Origin of the sequence: Afipia massiliensis (genome assembly GCF_001006325.2) — a bacterium.
GTDB lineage: Bacteria > Pseudomonadota > Alphaproteobacteria > Rhizobiales > Xanthobacteraceae > Afipia > Afipia massiliensis_A.
This window is the reverse complement of the sequence record NZ_LBIA02000001.1, coordinates 1,916,801-1,933,548: the sequence shown is the minus strand read 5'-3', so window position 1 is coordinate 1,933,548 and position 16,748 is coordinate 1,916,801. Positions and strand designations below refer to the sequence as shown.

Annotated in this window: 12 protein-coding genes; 2 read left to right on the top strand and 10 right to left on the bottom strand. The window is 61.6% G+C overall.

What is annotated here, in order from left to right; translation table 11 throughout:
• Positions 1–243: 243 nt before the first annotated feature.
• Positions 244–2,253 carry a carbohydrate porin gene (locus tag YH63_RS09110; RefSeq protein WP_046827875.1) on the top strand — a complete coding sequence of 670 codons (2,010 nt, stop codon included), beginning with the start codon at positions 244–246 and terminating at the stop codon, positions 2,251–2,253.
• A gap of 2 nt (positions 2,254–2,255) precedes the next feature.
• Here the strand turns inward: YH63_RS09110 and YH63_RS09105 are convergent, their stop codons facing one another.
• The 9 genes from YH63_RS09105 to YH63_RS09065 form a co-directional block, all read right to left on the bottom strand.
• Entirely contained in the window at positions 2,256–3,932 is a 1,677-nt protein-coding gene (locus YH63_RS09105) for an FMN-binding glutamate synthase family protein (RefSeq protein ID WP_046827876.1), read from the bottom strand.
• Positions 3,933–4,183: 251 nt separating this feature from the next.
• On the bottom strand, positions 4,184–5,056 hold the full coding sequence (locus YH63_RS09100) for a patatin-like phospholipase family protein (protein WP_137325166.1): 873 nt from the start codon (positions 5,054–5,056) through the stop codon (positions 4,184–4,186).
• 154 nt (positions 5,057–5,210) lie between these two features.
• The gene (locus YH63_RS09095) at positions 5,211–5,954 is read right to left on the bottom strand and encodes an IclR family transcriptional regulator (RefSeq protein ID WP_046827878.1); all 744 of its coding nucleotides are present in this window, start codon (positions 5,952–5,954) and stop codon (positions 5,211–5,213) included.
• Between the two features lie 4 nt (positions 5,955–5,958).
• Complete coding sequence (locus YH63_RS09090; protein ID WP_137325165.1) at positions 5,959–6,876, bottom strand: NAD(P)-dependent oxidoreductase; 918 nt, start codon at positions 6,874–6,876, stop codon at positions 5,959–5,961.
• Between the two features lie 38 nt (positions 6,877–6,914).
• Positions 6,915–8,126: an ABC transporter substrate-binding protein gene (locus tag YH63_RS09085; RefSeq protein ID WP_046827879.1), complete on the bottom strand. Its 1,212-nt coding sequence runs from the start codon at positions 8,124–8,126 to the stop codon at positions 6,915–6,917.
• A 32-nt stretch (positions 8,127–8,158) separates the two neighbouring features.
• Positions 8,159–9,649, bottom strand: a complete 1,491-nt coding sequence (gene tcuA, locus YH63_RS09080) for an FAD-dependent tricarballylate dehydrogenase TcuA (protein WP_046829644.1) — start codon at positions 9,647–9,649, stop codon at positions 8,159–8,161.
• A 187-nt stretch (positions 9,650–9,836) separates the two neighbouring features.
• Complete coding sequence (locus tag YH63_RS09075; RefSeq protein ID WP_433995115.1) at positions 9,837–10,598, bottom strand: N-acyl homoserine lactonase family protein; 762 nt, start codon at positions 10,596–10,598, stop codon at positions 9,837–9,839.
• Positions 10,599–10,723: 125 nt separating this feature from the next.
• Complete coding sequence (locus YH63_RS09070; protein WP_137325164.1) at positions 10,724–11,419, bottom strand: urease accessory protein; 696 nt, start codon at positions 11,417–11,419, stop codon at positions 10,724–10,726.
• Between the two features lie 153 nt (positions 11,420–11,572).
• Complete coding sequence (locus tag YH63_RS09065) at positions 11,573–13,723, bottom strand: TonB-dependent receptor (RefSeq protein ID WP_046829645.1); 2,151 nt, start codon at positions 13,721–13,723, stop codon at positions 11,573–11,575.
• Between the two features lie 460 nt (positions 13,724–14,183).
• Here YH63_RS09065 and YH63_RS09060 point away from each other — a divergent pair, with 460 nt between their 5' ends.
• Entirely contained in the window at positions 14,184–15,164 is a 981-nt protein-coding gene (locus YH63_RS09060) for a Bug family tripartite tricarboxylate transporter substrate binding protein (protein WP_046827882.1), read from the top strand.
• A 117-nt stretch (positions 15,165–15,281) separates the two neighbouring features.
• Here the strand turns inward: YH63_RS09060 and YH63_RS09055 are convergent, their stop codons facing one another.
• Positions 15,282–16,484, bottom strand: a complete 1,203-nt coding sequence (locus YH63_RS09055; RefSeq protein ID WP_046827883.1) for an ABC transporter substrate-binding protein — start codon at positions 16,482–16,484, stop codon at positions 15,282–15,284.
• Positions 16,485–16,748: the final 264 nt, after the last annotated feature.

Sequence of the window (16,748 nt, the reverse complement as noted above, 5' to 3'; positions counted from 1 at the left end):
CAACTAAGCCACGGGCGCTGTGTCGTCTGCTTGTCACGCGGCAATGTCATGGCTCGCGCAGGCGGATTTCAGCCGCTCTGCAAATCGGCTGCTCATAAGCAAAACAAGCGCTTGAGGGCCATTCGCAAATACAGCCAAATGCCAGGAAGCTTGGTTCTTTCTGGTCCCTCCACACTAGAATCATGTTTTCTAGTGTCCTTCGATTCAGGACACTAGGATGCGATCCCGCGCGCTGGCCGTTTCATGACACAGACCATACGCCGCATATTCCTTGTGAAAGGCGCAGTCGCCGGACTTGCGCTGGCGGTGGCGCCGCTTGATCTCGCGCGGGCTGCTGACGCCGTCATGCCCTTCAAGGCATCGCGCGTTGCGCCGGTTTTCGACTGGAGCGGTCTCCACATCGGCGGGCACGTCGGCTACGGCGGCGGCAGCTTTGGTCCCGGCACCAACCCGCTGCCGCAGCAGGGCATCTTTTTCCCGTCCACCATCACCGGCCTGATCGGCGGCTATCAGGCCGGTTACAATCTTCAGCTTCCAAGCAAGTGGGTGTTTGGCGTCGAGGCCGATATTTCATTCACCAGCACGCTCGATCGGCCGAAGCTCGTACCTGCACCGTTCAACACGACGTTCGATTACTTCGGCACCGCCCGAGGCCGCGTCGGCTACGCATTCGGAACCGTGCTGCCTTACGTCACCGGTGGCGCCGCCTTCGGGCGGACCCGTGTCGATCTGAACAATGCGACCGGCGAGATCGTCGGCAACAAGCCGCGCATGCATCTCGGCTGGGTCGCGGGTGCGGGCATCGAAGTCTCCGCCGGCGGCAACTGGACCGGCAAGGTCGAGTACAACTACATCGATCTCGGTGCGCGGACCTATGGACTGGGCGACGTGCCGCTGCCCGATGTCGCCGTGGACCCCACGATTCACACGATCAAGGTCGGCCTCAACTACCGGCTATGGGACACGCCGCCGTGGATTGGCAACACCGCGATCAAGCCGCTGGCCCTTCCGGAATCGACCAACTGGAACGTCCACGGCCAGACCACGCTGATCACGCAAGGCTATCCTTCCTTCCGCGCACCGTATCAGGGCCCGAACAGCCTCCCCGGCATTGGGCGCACGCGACAGACGTGGACCTTCGGCGCATTTCTGGGATGGCGGCTGTGGGACGGCAGCGAACTGTATTTCAATCCCGAACTCGCTCAGGGATTCGGCATTGGCGGCACATTGGGCCTCGCAGGATTTTCCAACGGCGAAGCGCAAAAGGGCGGCGCGGAGTATCCCGAGTTTCGCGCCCAGCGCTATTTCTTCCGCCAGACCTTCGGCCTCGGCGGCGAGCAGGAAGACGTCGCCGATGCCGCCAATCAGTTGTCGGGCAAGCGCGACATCAACCGCGTCACGGTCACCGTCGGACGGTTTGCTGTCGGCGATTATTTCGACGGCAATTCCTATGCAAAGGATCCGCGCGCCGATTTCATGAACTGGGCGATGTGGTCGTCCGCGGCCTATGATTTTCCGGCCGACCTGCCGGGCTTCACGCGCGGCGCAGTCGTCGAGCTCAACCGCAAGGACTGGGCCATCAGGGCTGGCCTGTTTCAGGTGCCGTCGCAGCCCAACAGCGACGTGCTCACCTTCAAGACCGGCGGCGCGGTGATCGAATTCGAGGGACGCCACACGATCCTGGACCAGCCCGGCAAACTGCGCGTGGGCGTGTTCGCCAACCGCGGCAACACCGCCAATTACCGCAACGCGCTGGGCATCAGCGCGGCGAATCCCGGGATCAACATCAATGACATCGTGCCGGGCGAGCGCCGCGAGCGGTCGAAGTACGGCTTCTACGTCAACGCCGAACAGCAGATCGCAACCGACGTCGGCATTTTCGCGCGGGCGAGCTGGAACGACGGCCAGAACGAGATTCTGTCGTTCACTGACATCGACCGCAGCGTGTCGGGGGGCGTTTCGATCAATGGCAGCCACTGGGGACGGCCCGACGACACCATCGGCCTCGGCGGCGCGATCAACGGCCTGTCCGGCGCGCACCGCGACTTCCTCGCGGCCGGCGGCAAGGGCCTCCTGATCGGCGACGGCCGGCTGAACTACGGCACGGAACGGATTCTGGAGACCTACTACGCGCTCGCGCTCAGCAAGGCCTTCACGCTCACCGCCGACTACCAGCTCATCACCAACCCGGCCTACAACGCCGACCGGGGACCGGTCTCGATCTTCTCAGGCAGGCTGCACGGCGAGTTCTGAGATCATCCGCGCGCCGCGACCGGCGTGACAACTGCCGCGGGAGGCGCCGCAGCGGCAACCGGCGCAAAGGACTCTGCCTGCGCGAATGCCCAGGCATGGAAGCGCGGGTTCTCGACGTGACCTTCCAGCAGTTCGCCGGGACGAATTTGCGGATAAAGCCGCGCAAACGACAGCACCTCCGTCCCCGAGAGGCGATGCGAGAAGTGGATCGGCCGGATCTCCTGCGGATGGCTAAGACCGGATGCCGCGATCAATTCCGCCAGCGCGTGCAGGGTCGCGCGGTGATAATTGTAAACGCGCATGGTCTTGTCCGGCACCACCAGAGCACGGTTACGTGACGGATCCTGCGTCGTCACGCCGGTCGGGCAGCGATCGGTGTGACAACTCAGCGATTGAATGCAACCCAAAGCGAACATGAAGCCCCGCGCCGAATTGCACCAGTCCGCGCCGAGCGCCATGGCGCGCGCCACGTCGAATCCCGTCGCGATCTTGCCGGCTGCGCCGATCCGGATGCGATCTCGCGCATTAATCCCGATCAAGGCGTTGTGGACGAAACTGACGCCCTCGCGCATCGGCATGCCAAGGTGGTCCATGAACTCAGCGGGAGCCGCGCCGGTGCCGCCTTCATTGCCGTCGACCACAATGAAGTCCGGATAGATCCCGGTCTTGACCATCGCCTTGCAGATCGCAAGGAACTCCCAGCGATGGCCGATGCAGAGCTTGAAGCCCACCGGCTTGCCGCCCGACAGCCGGCGCATCTCGGCGATGAACTGCATCATTTCGATCGGAGTTGAAAACGCCTTGTGATAGGCCGGCGAAATGCAATCCTCGCCCACTGCGACGCCGCGAATGCGTGAAATCTCCTCGGACACCTTCGCGGCCGGCAGCACGCCGCCGTGGCCCGGCTTCGCGCCCTGGCTGACTTTCAGTTCAACCATCTTGATCTGATCGTCGCTCGCAACCTTCGCGAAAAGTTCAGGATTAAACGTTCCGTCGGGATTGCGGCAGCCAAAATATCCCGATCCGATTTCCCAGATCAGATCGCCGCCGTTTTCGCGGTGATAGGGGCTGACACCGCCCTCGCCGGTGTCATGCGCGAAATTTCCTTTTTTCGCGCCGGCATTGAGCGCCCGCACGGCGTTGGGGCTGAGCGCGCCGAAACTCATGGCGGAAATGTTGAACACCGAGGCGGAATACGGCTTGGTGCAGTCCGGTCCGCCGATCATGACGCGAAAAGGTGCGTCGGCCAGCGGCTTCGGCGAGACCGAATGATTCATCCATTCGTAGCCTTGCGCATAGACATCTTCCTGGGTGCCGAACGGGCGCTTGTCGAGTACCATCTTCGCGCGCTGGTAGACCACTGCGCGCGTATCGCGGCTGAACGGCTTGCCGTCTTTTTCGCTTTCGAAGAAGTATTGCCGCATCTCGGGCCGGATTTCCTCCAGCAGAAAGCGGATATGCGCGGAGATCGGATAGTTGCGCAGAACGGCGTGGCTCTTCTGGAGCATGTCGTGAATACCAAGCACCGACAGCGAGCCGAAAATCGTGATCGGAATCGCAAAGAGAAAAATGTGTTTGAAATCGTAGTAGACCGCGGCGCAGACCAGAAGCGCGGTGATGCAAATGCAAAGCGTCAGTATGATGAAACGAGGCGATAACAGCAGCGTCAAATTTTGCATAAAAACCTCGCTGACGAGACCTGGCAAAGTGCTCCGACATCCGCCGCATGTTGGCGCGTTTCCCGGCCCGGGTCGATAGCACCATCAGCTACGATAGATGTGACTATACACCAAACCACGGGCCATCGACATCAACGTGGCGTGGATACGCGGAGGGTCTGACGTGATCCCGTCACACCACGCGCATAGAACTGACGCCCACTGCTTGCTGCAAAGCAATATTTCGACCCAGCCGATGGCACCATGCGCGGTCAGTGCTGGTGCGGGCGCATCTCGCCGGGGATGCCATCCTTCTCAAGGCCGCCATCGGCGATCCATGTCTCGGTGTTCTTGATGGCCCGCGCGATGTGGTCGTCTGTGCGGGTGAAGTCATAGGGCGATCCGACCAGCGGACACAGCGGCGGCACCACACAATATTCAACGGTCCGCTCAAGATACTCCAGCTCGGTGGTCATCTGCCGCGCGATCAGCAGCGTCAGGGCATGAAGTGCCGTTGCGACAGCCCCCACCGGCGGGTCCTGCCCCGCGCAGGCGAAACCGGTCGGCATAATGATGAGCCGCTGCGCGCCCTTCTGGATCGCGACGCGGATCGGCGTGTTGCTGGAGATCGCCCCGTCGGCCAGAAAGCGATCCTTGTATTTGACCGGCGCGAAGGCGCCCGGGATCGCCGTGCTGGCCACGATGGCTTCGGCCGCGGACCCTTCGGAAAGCACCACGGTCTCGCCGGACACGATATCAGTTGTGACGATATGAATCGGAACGGCGGCCTCTTCCAGTTTTTTGTACGGAAGATGATCCTCGATCAACTTGCGAACGCCGTCGTGCGAGATCAGAAAATCCCGCCGCCACAAGAACGATGCGAACGAATACAGCGACACCGGAAACACATCGTGCCGTGTCAGCCCGCGCCAGATGTCCGCCAGTTTCTTGACGCCGTCCAGCGTCGGTGAGCCGGCATAGTAGGCGCCGTTCATCGCCCCTACGCTCGATCCGACCACAAGGTCGGCTGTGACGCCATGGGCCGCGAGGGCCTGCATCATTCCGACTTGAATCGCACCAAAACTTCCGCCGCCTGCGAAAACGAACGCTGTCTTTGTTCCGGTATGACCGTCTTTACCGTGCATCGAGCCTACAAAGCTTTCGATTCACTTCACGTCGCAATCCGCGGGCGACATCCGTGCGGGTGCGCTGGACTTATACCAACGCGCCGACGAGGCAGGCAATCAAGATTGCTTGTCCTCGTTGACGGACAAGGATGTGTGGCGGCCAGGCGTCGGCTCAGGCCGTTCGCAGCATCTTCTTCTTTCGCACATCGACAACCCTGGTCATCGCGTCGTTGCGCCCTCCCAGCACACGGGTCAGGTGCAGCGCACTCTCCAGCAGAAGATCGGACATGCGCCGGGAGCTATCCCGGGTGAATCGCGGCTTCGGCCCGGAGACAGACAGCGCCCCGGCCAGTGCGCCGTCCGGTCCGAACACCGGACAGGCGATGCCGGCGCAATCAGGATCACGCTCCCCGAAAGAGGCCGCGATGAACTCGGCGCGAATCCGATCGAACGCCTCGCCGCTTTCGCCGCCAAAGGCCAGAATCACCTTGCCCGCGGCGCCGCGATCCAGCGGCAACAGTGCGCCGGCCTCGACGCGATCCAGCGTCGAATGCTGCGAATCGACCCGAAACACACACAGCCGGGATTTCGCATCGTGCCGGACGTGGAATGACGGGCTCTCGGTTCCTGCAACAACGAGATGGCGCAGCACCGGCATCACATGATCATGCAGCTTGTTCGTGCGCTGGTAGACGGCCCCCAGACGAAACGGTGTCGGCCCGAGATGATAACGCCCGTCAGGAAGCTGGCCGAGGTAGCCGAATTCCTGAAGCGAGGTCATCAATCTCAACAGCGTGCTTTTGTACAATCCAGTGCGGCGGGCGAGCGCGGCAAGGGTCATCGCCTCGGTCTCTCCCTCGAACGCGGAAAGAATGGTCAACGCACGATTCACGGCAGCAACGCCAGGAGACGACATTCGCTTAATCCTTGTTGGACGATCCGGGCCGGTCGGCAATTTTAGCGATCACAGGGAAATATGCATCCCCCAGTCCGCATTCGATGGCTTCCTGAAGAATCTCGCCAACCAGAGCCGCGCCCCGCGGCCGAAGCCCGCCCTGCGACGCAAGCTCGAGCGCATAGGACATATCCTTCAGCGCATACTCGGTCGAGAACGCGCGCAGCGGAAAGTCATCCGGCACGATGGCTTTCAGGCCATGATTGCGAAGCGCGAAGCTGTCCGCCGATCCCTTCGACAAGGTTTCCAGCAGCAGTTTCGGTTCGACGCCGCTGTGCCTGGCGATCGCAACGGCTTCGGCGAGCGCATTGACCGTCTGGAACAGTACCATGTTGTTGAGAATCTTGGTCACCTGTCCGGCGCCGGTGCCGCCGCACAACGTTACCTCGGTGGCGAAACACCGGATCAGCGGTACAACCGTTTCGAACAGTTGCGGCGACGCGCCGACCATGACGCTCAGGGTGCCATCCTGCGCCGCCTGACGCGTTCGCGCGATCGGCGCATCAATCCACGATGCGTCCTTGCCTTCGAGCCGGCGCGCGAAATCGCGCGTGAGCTCGACCGACGAGGTGCCGAGATCAACCACGATCTGGTTGGGCTTGATGGTTTGCAGAATTCCCGCGTCGCCTTCAAAGGCAGCGCGCACGTGTTTGGCGCTGGGCAGGCACAGAAACAGGACATCGCAACGCGACACGACGTCGGCGACCGAGGCTGCAATCGCAGCCCCCTCCTCACCGAGCCGCGCCAGCGGCTCCGGCGCGAGGTCATAGACAACAAGCGATTTCCCGCTCTTGCGAAGAAGATTGCGGCAGATCGGCTCTCCCATCACTCCGAGGCCGACAAAGCCGATAGCACCCGACATACGTAACTCCTGCTTCAACATCCGGGCACGACAGCATCGTGCCCGGATTGATTTTAGTCTTAGGACTTGACCAGCGGACAGTTGCCTTCGCTGAGCGGACGAAACACGCTTTCGCCGGGCTGCGACGTCAGGATCTTGTAGTAGTCATACTTGTACTTCGACTCCTCAGGCTTCTTGACCTGCACAAGGTGCATCGTGTGCAGCACGCGCCCGTCCGGCCTGATCGTCACATCCTTGTTGTACATGTCGTTGACCTTCATCTCGCGCATCTTGGCCGCGACGACGGTAGGGTCTTTCGTCCCCGCTGCCTTGACCGCCGCAAGGTAGTGATGAACGCCGCTGTAGACACCGGCCTGAACCATGCTCGGCACGCGGCCTTCCATCGCCGCGAAATAGCGCTTCGACCAGGCGCGCGTGCTCTCGTTCATGTCCCAGTAGAACGACGTCGTGACCTGCAGACCCTGGGTCACCTTCAGCCCCAGCGCGTTGACGTCGGTGATGAACACAAGGAGACCGGCGAGACTTTGACCGCGTTCGACGGTACCGAACTCGCCTGCCTGCTTGATGGCGGTCTGGACATCCGCGCCGGACGTTGCCAATCCGACCACCTTGGCCTTGGACGCCTGCGCCTGCAGCAGGAACGAAGCAAAATCCGCTGTTCCGAGCGGATGCGCGGCGGAGCCGATGACCTTGCCGCCCGCAGCTTCGATGAACTTGGTCGCGTCGCGCTGAAGCGCATGACCGAATGCGTAGTCCGCCGAGATAAAGAACCAGCTGGTACCGCCGGCCTTGGTGACGGCCTCACTGGTCATCCGCGACAGCGCGTAGGTATCGTAGTTGAAATGAAAGCTGACCGGCGAGCAGGCCTTCCCGGTGAAATCGGACGATCCCGGCCCGCTGATGAGGAAGATCTTGTTCTTCTGACGGGCGATCTCGAGGATTGCAAAACCGGCGGACGACGCCGCACCGTCGGCAATCACATCGACGCCCTCGCTGTCGAACCATTTGCGGGCCGTGGCGGACGCGATGTCCGGCTTGTTCTGGTGGTCGGCGCTAATGATCTCGATTTTCTTGCCGAGAACCTGATTGCCGAAATCCTCCGCAGCCAGCCGCGCTGCCGCAACCGACCCGCGCCCGCCATTGTCGGCGAAGGGACCCGCCTGATCGTTGAGAATGCCGATCTTGATCGTGTCGTCCGCGGCACGCGCGGCGGTCGACGTCAGCAATGAGACGGTGAGCAGAAGTGTTGTAGCAATCGATGTTGTTTTCATTATTTGTTTCCCCCTATGCAAAAATGGATTTTCTATTTTCGTGCAGCCTTGATCTGAGCGCCGGCAGAATCCCCCGCGATGCGTCCGAACACGGCGCCCGCCATCAAGCCGGTGCCGCCGGGATAGTTGAAATAGAACAGCCCGCCGACCAGCTCGCCGGCAGCGTAAAGATTCGGAATCGGCGCCTCATCGAGGCTGACGACTTCACCAGCCTGCGTGATCTTCAATCCACCGAAGGTGAAGGTGATGCCGCAGGTGACGGCGAAAGCGAGATAAGGCGGCTTGTCGAGCGTGTTGGCCCAGTTGCTTTTCGGCACCGCAAGCCCGTTGGTGCCGCGTCCGTCCTTGATGTTCGGATTGAACGGCACGTCGGTCTTCACCGCACTGTTCCAGTCGGTCACGGTGCGCATGAAGCCCGCCGGATCGACGTCGTCGAGCTTCTTCGACAATTCCTCCAGCGTATCAGCCTGAACTTTCGTCATCTGCCGGATGCGATACTCGTCACGCAGCAGATGCGCGACCTTCTGATCGAAGATCTGCCAGGCAAACTGTCCCGGCTGGTTCAGGATCACACGGCCATATTTGGCGTAGGTGTAATTGCGGAAATCCGCACCTTCGTCGACGAAGCGCTCGCCGGTCGCGTTGACCATGATGCCGAACGGATAAGAGTGTTTCTGGAAACCGTCGCCGACCGCGAGGTCGCCGTGTTCCGGCGCATTGCGGTCCCAGCCGACGGCGTGACAGCCCGACCAGTTGCCCGTCGGCCGCGCGCCGATGTCGAGCGCCATCTGAATGCCGCTGCCGGTATTGAAACGCGAGCCGCGCACCTTGGCGAGATCCCACGACGGGCCGAGATAGCGTGTGCGCCATTCGGCGTTAGCCTGAAAGCCGCCGCTGGCGAGGATCACCGCCTTGGCGCGGATGTCGCGCGTCTTGCCGTTCTGCTTCACGCGCACGCCTTGCACGCCGTCATCGTCGGCGATCAGCGACAGCGCGCGCGTCTCGAACATCACGTCGATGCCTTCGCGCGCCGCCGACTTGTGCAAGGCCTCGACCAGCCCCGGGCCGCCGCCCCAGGCCTCGACGGTCAAGCCGCCCCAGAACTTGAACTTGCCGTCGACCTTGAACGCCTGACGCCCATAGATCGGGACGAAGCGCACGCCCTTGCCGCGCATCCAGTTCATGGTGGCATGACTGCGGCGCACCAGCAGTTCGACCATATCGGGATGGGTCCGGTTCTGCGTGACCCGCGCCATGTCGTCGAAGAACTGGTCCTCGCTGTAGGTGCCGAAGTCGGTGCTTTCCTTTTCGCTGTCGGACAGATCCGGCATCAGTGCATAGAGGTCCTCGACGGTGTTGTAGGCAACGCGCATCGCGCCGGCCGTGAAACTCGAATTGCCGCCGTGCTCACCCTCCGGCGCGCATTCAAGCACCGCGACGCTGACGCCGTGCTCCCGCGCGGCGAGTGCCGCGCACATTGCGGCGTTTCCCGCACCCACAACAACAACATCGTATTCGCTCATGGTCATCCTCGTCGCCGCGCCTTGCTTGGACGCGGCAATTGCTGTCCGGAACATCAACTGGGATTTGACTCGTGCCGGATCGTTTCCTTGGTGTTCTGTTAGACAGAACATCATTCTATTATTTGCGTACGCGAAAATTCCTTACACCGCTTTCGCGGATGAGTTCAAGCGCTCCGTATGCCGAAGCTTATTTCGCGAATGACCGTTTCGGATTTTTGTGCAGCGCGACGGCGTCAGCTTTCCCGCTCACCTGCGGATAAAGCTCACGCACCATCGGATCGTGACCCGGAATCACGCGATCGGGATGACCGGCAAGACGCTCGACGATCTTCCAGCCCTCCAGCATGCCGCCGAGGTTGTAGACGATCGGAAACGGATTGCCGCGATGCATGTTGCCGTAATAGTGCGCAGCATCGGAGGCCAGCACCACAGGCCCGCGTTCGGTCTCGACGCGGACCACCTGCAGACCGTCCGAGTGTCCGCCGACATGATGCAGCGTCACACCCCGCGCGATCTCGTCGTCACCGTCGTGAAACACGACGCGGTCGCTGAACACATGACGCACCATCAGCGTGACGTCCTCCGCCGAGAACGGATGGCGCAACAGGCCGTGGCACATGCAGCGGCCGGTCGCAAAACTCATTTCGCGATCCTGCAGATGGAATCGCGCATTGGGAAAGCGATCGAGATTGCCCGCATGGTCGTAGTGCAGATGCGTGATGACGACGTCGCGAATGCTGTCGGGCCGGACGCCGAACTGCTCCAGCGCATCGGCGGGATTGATGGTCAGGCCGCGTGACCGCTCGCGCGCCGCGACGTCGTTGAAGCCGGTATCGACCAGAATGTCGCCGTCCCTGCCGCGGATCAGCCAGACGAAGTAGTCGAGATCGGCGCCTTCGTTGTGAACATCCGGAGTGAGATAATTCTGATGCGGCAGGCGTCCCGTCATCGTGGCATAACGGATGGCGTAGATCTCGCTGTGATGGGCCAAGGCGTTCCTCGTCGGCTGTTGTTTTGCCGACACTCTGCACATCGCCCGCCATCACGACAAGCCGCGCGAGGGAATGGTCTGCCCTACGCCAGCGCCGTCGAATAGATCGTCATCGCGCCGATTCCGATGGTGACAACGCCGACCACCGCCTGAAGCCCGCGATTGGCCCATGTCAGCGACCTTGCGGAAACCGCCAGCGGCACCGCGATCACGGTGGACAGCGCGCCCATCCCGAGCATCGACCCTATTCCGAACAGCAGAATGTAGAGCAGGCCATGCAGCGGATTTGCGAACTGCGAAACAACCAGCACCAGTAGCGCGGCCGAGCCCGCCATGCCGTGCATCAACCCGACCAGTAAGGACCGCCAGCGGAAACCGTGCTGATGGTCGTGACCGCTGCGCGGGTGCGGAACGGAGTCCGCTCCATGACTGTGAAGATGAAGATGCGCGGTGCCATCGGCGTGGCGGTGCTGATGAAAATGCGCGCGGTCGCGCCATAGCCGCCACAGCACATGCGCGCCGAGCCCGACCAGCATGACACCGACAGCGGTTTCCAGCGGCCCCGCCAGATGTTCAGGGATCGTGTGACCAAGAAGGATCGCAGCGCCGGCGAAAATGAACAATGTGATGGTGTGGCCCAGTCCCCAGGTCAGCCCGTGCTTGACGATATCTCGGACGCTCGATCGTCGGGCCGCAATGCTGGACACCGCTGCGACGTGATCGGCCTCGAGGGCATGTTGCATTCCGATAAGAAAGCCGAGGCCTAGAATTCCGAACATTCGCGTGACGATCTCATGTGATGGGCGCGACCTTAGAGACTATTTCAGCTGCGTTGAAGCAGACTTTTCACAGGGCATGATCATACCCGAAAACCGGTGCCCACTTTTCGGGATCACGCCCTCACCGATACCGGCCCGCTGCAAAGCACTTTGTCAGAATTGACCCGCCACGGTGAGCCGAACCGCGAACGGCTCGACGGGATGCAGGACGCGGTCCATCACGCCGGTCTGACAGACCGCCGCTGGCGGCGGCGGCGCACCGAACCTGCATTGCGTATACAAAGCATCTGTTTTCAGCAGCGATCCGTAGGCATAGGTGATCTGGTCGGACTTGCTGTCGGTCAGATTGAAGGCGTCGAGCTGGATGCGCCAGCCGTTGTCGAACCGGTAACCGACCTGCCCGTTCAGCAGGCCCGTGGCCGGCGACACGAAAGCACCGTCTTCGGTGAGCGGGCGCGGGCCGAAATAGCGATAGCGCAGTGCGCCGAACCATCCGGTTTTCTCGCCAAGCCTGATGCCCACGGAGGCGATCATGTTCGGCGCGCCGGGAATGTAATTGCCCGGCGCGTTGCCGATCTGCGCCTCCGGATAACCCGCCAGTTCGGCATAAGCTGCCGCCTGGGCCGAGTTGTCGCCGCGAAACCGCGCATGGGTGATGGCAAGGTCGCCATCAATCTGAAGCCACGACACCGGCTTGTAGTGATTGGTCCACTCCACGCCGTAGCGTCGGCTCGGCCGGCTCGGCTCGGTGTCACCCGCATCGCCGACGAACAATATCTCCGACGCGGAGTCGAGCAGAAACAGGCTGACCGAGCTGTCGAGACCGGGAATGAGCCGCGTTCGGATGCCGACCTCGGCGCCACGTGTCTTGACCAAAAATGGCGACGCATCCACCAACGACCCGTCATTCGACGAGGATTCCCTGATGGTGACGCCGCGCGCGTCGTTGCTGTGAAAGCCTTCACCCGCGTTAAGGAACAGTTCGGTTTTCGCGAACGGCCCGAACACAACGCTCAGCTTGGGACTGCCGATCGAGGCGGTGGCGTTGCCAGAATTTGCCGGTCTCAGCAGCGAATTGACATTCGTGGTGTAGAAGTCGCCGCGATAGCCGAGCGTGGTGCGCATCCAGTCCGACCAGTAAACGGTGTTCTGGACGAAGAGCCCGACGCTGCCCTCTTTCACCTTGTCGTTGCGCGTACCTTCCCAAAATTGCCGCTGATAGGTTTTCGACAGCGCGACCTTGATGTCGTCATAACGGCTCTGGATGCCGATTTCGGTCTGCATCGGCAGGCCGGCAACCGCGTGATTGAAGGTGTGCGAGGCATTCACACCTGCGAGAACGCGATCATCGCGCTGATGAAACTGGTCGCCAAGGTTTGAATTATCCAGGAAGAAGGTGAAGTTGTTATAGAGATCGAGCGAGCTTTTGATCGCATAGAAATTGATCTTCGACGACCCGTTCCTGTCGGTCTGCGCCCATCGCCCGGACAGCGAGAAGCGATCGGAGTTGCCGCCGTCGGTCGGATCGAGCGCCCCGTAACGGCCGACAAGCCCCGATGTGATGGCGCGGAGCGGAATCTGGTCGGTCGAATTCCAGCGATTGGAATAGGCCATGCCGGTCAGCGAAAATCCGTTGGCCGCGGTGCCTTCCGTGTAGCGCACCACGGCATTCAGCTTGCGCAGCTTGTCGGGATTGTCCCATGGGCCGTTATAGGTATTGGCCTCACCGGCGATCAGCAGGTTGCCGTCGCCTGCCTTGGTCGAGGTGACCCCGAGCGCGCGGCGATAGCCGAAGCTGCCGACGGTCGCCAGCGCCATCGATTTTTGAATGGTATCGATCAATCCGACATGCACCGAACCGACCGACGAAAAGTCGCCCTCGTCGGCGAAATACGGTCCCTTGCGCACATTGACCGATCCGATCAGTTCCGGGATCAGGAAATTCAGATCGGCATAGCCCTGTCCATGGCCGTGGGTGCGCATGTTGACCGGCATGCCATCGACCGAGATCGCCAGATCCGTTCCGTGATCCAGATTGAAGCCGCGCAGAAAGTACTGATTGGCTTTGCCCTCGCCGCTGTGCTGCGTGACCATGAGACCGGGCACGACTTCAAGCGCCTCGGCGGGCCGCGAGAACGGCCGCGCGTTGACCTCTTCACCGGCAAAATTCTGTTCACTGGCGGACGCGACCGGCGCCTGCCCGACATCCTGACTCGCGTCAGTGCTCGTGGGTGCGGTTGCCGGGCGGGATGCCATCCGACGCGCCTGCTGAACGCGGGGCGTCACCACGTCGACGGTCGGCAATGGCGTCGATGCGACCGGCGTCTCAAGGCTTTGCGCAACTGCAGCCTGCGGCGCGGCGATCAATCCTGCAACCGCGATCCCGATCGCGACCGACGTCCGGCGAGAGCTACACGCGCGCGATCGCAAGCGACGGCAGTTCGCTGCCACCTTGCGACCCCTTGAACCAAACCGTTGAATTGAAATGCCCCCGCACGTCGATCTGAACCGGCAGGGCACGCTGGCACGCACAGTATGATGATGTCAATAATTCATCATACAAGCAACAGCATCCGACGGCGGCACCCGCATCAAAACAACGCCTGTCCGACGGCTTGGGAGAGACCGGAACGACTAAATACCCGGTTGCCGGAAACAGCGCCTTACATGATGATGCATCCGCTCAATCAGCGATCCGGAAACATCCGGCAAAGAAAAGCGCCGCCACAAGGTGACGCAAACAAATATCCCGGGAGGACATGACGTGACTCTGAAATTCAGTCGGTACGCTTTACTCGCACTTGTGGCCGGTTCGTTGGCCGTGGCCGGCAAGGCCCAGGCCCAAACCTGGCCGGAAAAGCCGATCACCTTTGTCGTGCCGTTCGCAGCCGGCGGCGGTACCGACGCGTTCGCGCGTCCGCTTGCCGCCCAACTCGACACGCAACTGGGAACGCGCGTGCTGATCGAGAACCGCGCAGGTGCGGGTGGCACCGTGGGCGCATCGCAAGCCTCCAAGGCCGCGCCTGACGGTTATACCTTCTTCGTCGGTGCCGCCCATCATGCGATCGCTCCGGCGATCTATCCCAATCTCGACTACAATCTCGAACGGGATTTTGTGCCGGTGGCGCTGATCGCGCGGCCTCCGCAGGTCATCGTGGTCAATCCTGACAAGGTTGCCGCCAAGACCCTCGCCGAATTCATCACTTATCTGCGCGCCAATCCCGACAAGCTGAACTATGGCTCGGCCGGCGCCGGGACCACACATCATCTCGCTGGCGAACTGTTCAAGATCCTGACCAAGACGCGCATTATTCACGTGCCCTATCGCGGGGCGGGGCCCGCGATGGCTGACCTCGTCGCCGGACACGTACCGCTCGTGTTTGACGGGCTCGGCTCATCCGCACCGCAAATCAGGGGCGGACAGTTGCGCGCGCTTGCGGTCGCGGCGCCAAAACGGGTCCCGGCGTTCCCCGATGTGCCCACGGCTGCGGAAGCCGGTGTGCCGGGATATGAAGTCTCGACCTGGTATGGCGTTTTCGCACCGAAGAAAACGCCGCCGGCGATCGTCGAACGCATGATCAAGGAACTTCAGAAGGCGATGCAGACGGCGACAATCAAGGATGCCTGGGAGCGCAACGGCACCGACGTTCCCGATGTCACCGGCGCGGCGTTCGGCACGATGGTGTCTGCGGAAACCGTGCGCTGGCAGAAGGTCGTCACCGAGGCAGGCGTGAAGCTGGACTGACCTGCGCGAGGCGAACTCGCACAAACGTACGCGGCCGGCAAGTCCAGCGTGATGCTGGACTTGCCGGCCGCTACAATGAGATGAGGCAATTGCGGATGAACGACCCGCGATTTCCGCCTATTTGACGAGCGGGCAGCCACCTTCGTTGAGGGGGCGGAAAGCCTCCGCTGGCGGGATGGTGGCGACCACCTTGTAATAGTCAAAAGGCTTCTTGGACTCTTCCGGCTTTTTGACTTCGACCAACAGCATGCGATGGACCGCACGGCCATCAACCCGGATGGTGGTTTCACCAAACAGCGGGTCATTGATCGGCCCGGCGTCGCGCATCGCCTTGACCACGGCGGCCCCATCCTTTGCGCTGCCGGTTGCCTTGACAGCGGCGAGATAGGCAAGCGTCGCCGAATAGGCTCCGGCCTGGGTCATCGACGGATACTTGCCGCCGTTGCGTGCGGCAAACCGCTCGCCGAAGGCGCGCGTCTTTTCGTCGTAGTCCCAATAGAACGCGGTGGTCAGAAGAAGTCCCTGCGCCGACTTCAAGCCAAGGGTGTGAATGTCGGAAATGAAGAGCAGCATGCCCGCAAGCTTCTGCCCGCCCTGCAACAAGCCGAACTCGGCCGCCGTCTTGATCGAGTTGACGGTGTCGCCGCCGCCGTTGGCAAGACCGATAATCTGGGCTTTCGACGCCTGGGCCTGCAGGATGAAGGAGGAGAAATCCTTGGTGTCGAGCGGATGACGCACCGATCCAAGCACCGTGCCGCCATTCGCCTTCACCACGCCCGATGCATCGCGCTCAAGCGCCTGTCCGAAGGCATAGTCGGCGACCAGGAAAAACCAGCTCTTGCCGCCGTTCTTGGTGATCGCAGCGCCGGTCCCGTGCGAAAGGGCCCAGGTGTCGTACGTCCAATGCACCGTGTTGGGCGTGCACGCCTTGCCGGACAGATCCGAACTGGCCGACGCGGTATAAAGCGCCACCTTGTTCTTCTCCTTGACGAGAGAGCCGACTGCGAGCGAGATCGCACTTGTCGGCAGATCGACAAGAACATCGACACCTTCAGTATCAAACCACTTGCGTGCCAGCCCGGTTGCAATATCCGGCTTGTTCTGGGTATCCGCCGATATGATGTCGACCTTCAACCCATTGGCCGCCGGCTTGAAGTCTTCGATTGCCATGCGAACAGCATCGACTGCTCCCTGGCCACCGATATCGGAATAGAGGCCCGACATGTCGGCAAGCACACCGACCTTCACCGGTGTTTCGGCCCACGCCGCCGTGGTCGCCATCATCGCAAACGGCACAACTCGCAAACAAAAGCGTAACATTTCATCTCCCAATTTATTTTCTAACCAACGCATCTTCGCGCATTGGCTGGTTCTGGTAACGCAGATGGAACACGAAGTCTTCAGCGAAATCCGTCATCCGACAGCCTGTCGATTTCGCATGTCGAAACTAACGTCGTCAGCGACGCTCGCGCGGCAGCCGTGGCGCGTCCCATTCTGCGCAAGCCGTGCGAAACGGCTTGCGGCGCAGTCCGGTTGTTGTAGTTTCTGAAACTGGCAGTTCCGGGAAGACTCGAACTTCCGCCC